Source organism: Azospirillum sp., assembly GCF_050789165.1.
In genome coordinates this window covers 1-3,083 of record NZ_JBOZRT010000136.1, presented here as the reverse complement: position 1 = coordinate 3,083, position 3,083 = coordinate 1, and the positions used below count along the sequence as shown (strand labels likewise).

5 protein-coding genes are annotated in these 3,083 nt (G+C 70.6%); all 5 read left to right on the top strand.

The genetic code is table 11. The annotated features are described in order from the left end of the window. The first annotated feature begins 6 nt into the window (after positions 1-6). Positions 7-93 (top strand): flagellar basal body rod C-terminal domain-containing protein, encoded by an 87-nt coding sequence (locus tag ACRWK7_RS28960; RefSeq protein ID WP_431860290.1) that lies wholly within the window; start codon positions 7-9, stop codon positions 91-93. After that, the gene (locus tag ACRWK7_RS28955; RefSeq protein WP_431860286.1) at positions 93-779 is read left to right on the top strand and encodes a flagellar basal body L-ring protein FlgH; all 687 of its coding nucleotides are present in this window, start codon (positions 93-95) and stop codon (positions 777-779) included. The genes ACRWK7_RS28960 and ACRWK7_RS28955 overlap by 1 nt, the downstream gene beginning before the upstream one ends. Positions 780-781: 2 nt before the next feature. Further along, on the top strand, positions 782-1,885 hold the full coding sequence (locus ACRWK7_RS28950) for a flagellar basal body P-ring protein FlgI (protein ID WP_431860284.1): 1,104 nt from the start codon (positions 782-784) through the stop codon (positions 1,883-1,885). Between the two features lie 5 nt (positions 1,886-1,890). Continuing rightward, entirely contained in the window at positions 1,891-2,871 is a 981-nt protein-coding gene (gene flgJ, locus ACRWK7_RS28945; protein WP_431860282.1) for a flagellar assembly peptidoglycan hydrolase FlgJ, read from the top strand. A 58-nt stretch (positions 2,872-2,929) separates the two neighbouring features. After that, positions 2,930-3,083 (top strand): chemotaxis protein CheW (locus ACRWK7_RS28940; RefSeq protein WP_431860288.1); only part of this gene is annotated, 154 nt, incomplete at its 3' end.

The following is a 3,083-nucleotide window of genomic DNA, read 5'->3' as shown; positions in this document are numbered from 1 at the left end:
GTGAGCATGATCCAGACCCAGCGCGCCTACGAGATCAACAGCAAGGCGGTGCAGACGTCCGACCAGATGCTGCAGCGCCTGAGCCAGTTGTGATGGCGACGCTGCGCTTGCTCGCCCTTTGCGCCGGGCTGGCCGTGCTCGCGCTGGCAGCGGGTTGCGCCCAGGTGCCGACGGCTCCGCTGGTGCAGCAGCCGATGACGGCGCGACCGGCGCCGGAGCACCGCGCGCCGACCCGCACGCCGGGTGCGATCTACCAGGAAGGTGGCCGCGGCCATGCCTTGTTCGAGGACCGGCGGCCGCGCCACGTCGGCGACGTGCTGACCATCGTCATCAGCGAAAAGGCCGACGCGAGCAAGAACTCCGCCACCACCGCCAGCCGCAACGGCAAGGTCGAGACCGACTTCGGCGTCTCGCCCAGGTTCCTCGGCGGCCTGCTGCGCGGCCAGGAAGCCAGCCTCGGCGGCGACAACGCGCTGACCGGCAAGGGCGGCGCCACCGCCGCCAACGCCTTCAACGGCGTGATCACCGTCACGGTGGTTGACGTGATGGCCAACGGCAACCTGGTCGTGAGCGGCGAGAAGCAGGTGCTGATCAACCAGGGCACCGAGTTCATCCGCTTCTCCGGCATCGTCAATCCGCACACGGTGATGGGCAACAACACGGTGCTCTCGACGCAAGTGGCCGACGCGCGCATCGAATACAGCAGCAAGGGCTTCATCAACGAAGCCCAGACCATGGGCTGGCTGCAGCGTTTCTTCCTCAACGTGATGCCGTTCTGACCATGAAGCAGGTCTTCTCTTCGCTTGCCTTCGGCCTGGCCGCCGCGCTGGCGCTGCCGGCCGGCGCCGAGCCGCTCAAGGCGCTCGCGAGCGTGCAAGGCGTTCGCGACAACCCGCTGATCGGCTACGGCCTGATGGTCGGCCTGGACGGCACCGGCGACCAGACGATGCAGACGCCGTTCACGACGCAGAGCCTCAATTCGATGCTGGCCCAGCTCGGCGTCACGGTGCCGCCGGGCACCAACATGCAGTTGAAGAACGTCGCGGCGGTGACGGTCACGGCCACGCTGCCGGCGTTCGCGCGGCCAGGGCAGGCGATCGACGTGACGGTGTCGTCCCTCGGCAATGCCAAGAGCCTGCGCGGCGGCACCTTGCTGATGACGCCGCTCAAGGGCGCCGACGGCGCGGTGTATGCGGTGGCCCAGGGCAACATGGTGCTTGGCGGCGCCGGCGCTTCGGCCAATGGCAGCAAGGTCCAGGTCAATCAGCTCACGTCCGGGCGCATCCCGGCCGGGGCGCAGGTCGAGCGCGCCGTCCCCGCCCCCGTCGGCGAGGAAGACACGCTGACGCTGGAGATGAACCGGTCCGACTTCGGGACCGCGCAACGCGCGGTGGAGGCGATCGACCGCCGGTTCGGCGTCGGCACGGCGCAGGCGGTGGACGCGCGCGTGATCCGCGTGCGGGCGCCCGCGGGGCCGCATGAGCGCGTCGGCTTCCTGGCCCGGCTCGAAGCCGTGGACGTGGTGCCGGCGCAGGACGTCGCCCGCGTGGTGATCAACGCCCGTACCGGCTCGGTGGTGATGAACCAGGCGGTGCGGGTGCAGGAATGCGCGGTGGCGCACGGCAGCCTGTCGGTCGTGATCAGCAGCCAGCCGGTGATCAGCCAGCCCAATCCGTTCTCCGCCGGGAGCACCGTGGCGGCACAGACGTCGCAGATCTCGCTGTCGCAGTCCGGCGGGGCGCTGCAGATGGTCAAGCCGGGGGCGTCGCTGGCCGACGTGATCAAGGGGCTCAACGCCCTGGGCGCGAATCCGCAGGACCTGATCTCGATCCTGCAGGCGATGAAGTCGGCGGGTGCCCTGCGCGCCGAACTCGAAATCATCTGAACGCCATGAGCGGACCCGTCGCACCCACCCCGACGGCCGCTTCGGCCCTCGAGCAGCGCTTCGCGCTGGACGTCCAGGGCGTGGCTTCGCTGCGGCGGGCGGCCCGCCAGTCGCCGGACGAGGGATTGCGGCAGGTCTCGCGCCAGTTCGAGGCGCTCTTCATGGGGATGATGCTCAAGAGCATGCGCGATGCGACGCCCGCGAGCGGCCTGCTAGAAGGACAGCACTCGCGGATGTACCTGTCGATGCTGGACCAGCAGCTGGCCCAGCACCTCTCGGGCCGCGGCGTCCGGCTGGCCGATGCGATGTACGAGCAGTTGCGCCGGTCGCTTGGCAGCGACGCGGCGGCCGGCGCCGCGCCGGCATCGCCGGCGCCGCCGACGGCACATGCCGGCGAAGCGGTTCCCGACGCGGCGCGCAGCGCAGCCATCCGCACCGCCCGTGCCACGCCCGTGGCGCTCGCGGCGCTGGGCACGGATGCGGCTGGTCGCGGGCGCGCAAGCTCCGAGCCACCCCGCGCCGGGCCGGCATTGCCGGCCCGCGTCCAGGCCTTTGTCGGGCGGCTCGGCGATGCGGCGCGTGCCGCGGCCCGCGCCACCGGCCTGCCGGAGACCCTGATCCTGGCGCAGGCCGCGCTGGAGTCCGCGTGGGGTCGGCGCGAGGTGCGCGGCGACGACGGCGCAACGAGTTTCAACGTGTTCGGCATCAAGGCCGACCGCTCGTGGCGCGGACCGGTCACGCAGGCCACGACCACCGAGGTGATCGGCGGCGTGGCGCAGAAAGTGCGCGCCAGCTTCCGGGCCTATGGCTCGTACGAGGAGGCGTTCGCCGACTACGCGAGGTTCCTCGCCCGCAATCCGCGCTACGGCCGGGTGCTGGGGGAAACCGATCCGGTGCGCGCCGCGCAGGAACTGCAGCGCGCCGGCTACGCGACGGATCCGGCGTACGCGAGCAAGCTGGTGCGCGTGATGAAGCGATTCTTCTGAAGCACTCCCTGCGCGATGGCGCCAACCGGCCGATATCCCTCAAGAAAGGACGCAAACCATGGAAGACACGCTGACCGGAACCAAGCCCTCCGCCACCGCCGCGAACGACCGCCGGCTGGAGGTCGTGACGTTCACCCTCGGCAAGGAGGAGTACGCCATCGACATCCAGCGCGTGCAGGAACTGCGCGGCTACGACGCCGTGACCCGCATCG

Bases quoted from the DNA above. Each gene is read 5' to 3' on its own strand.
- ACRWK7_RS28955 (WP_431860286.1), top strand. From the start codon at position 93: ATGGCGACGCTGCGCTTGCTCGCCCTTTGCGCCGGGCTGGCCGTGCTC.
- ACRWK7_RS28960 (WP_431860290.1), top strand. From the start codon at position 7: ATGATCCAGACCCAGCGCGCCTACGAGATCAACAGCAAGGCGGTGCAG.
- ACRWK7_RS28950 (WP_431860284.1), top strand. From the start codon at position 782: ATGAAGCAGGTCTTCTCTTCGCTTGCCTTCGGCCTGGCCGCCGCGCTG.
- flgJ (WP_431860282.1), top strand. From the start codon at position 1,891: ATGAGCGGACCCGTCGCACCCACCCCGACGGCCGCTTCGGCCCTCGAG.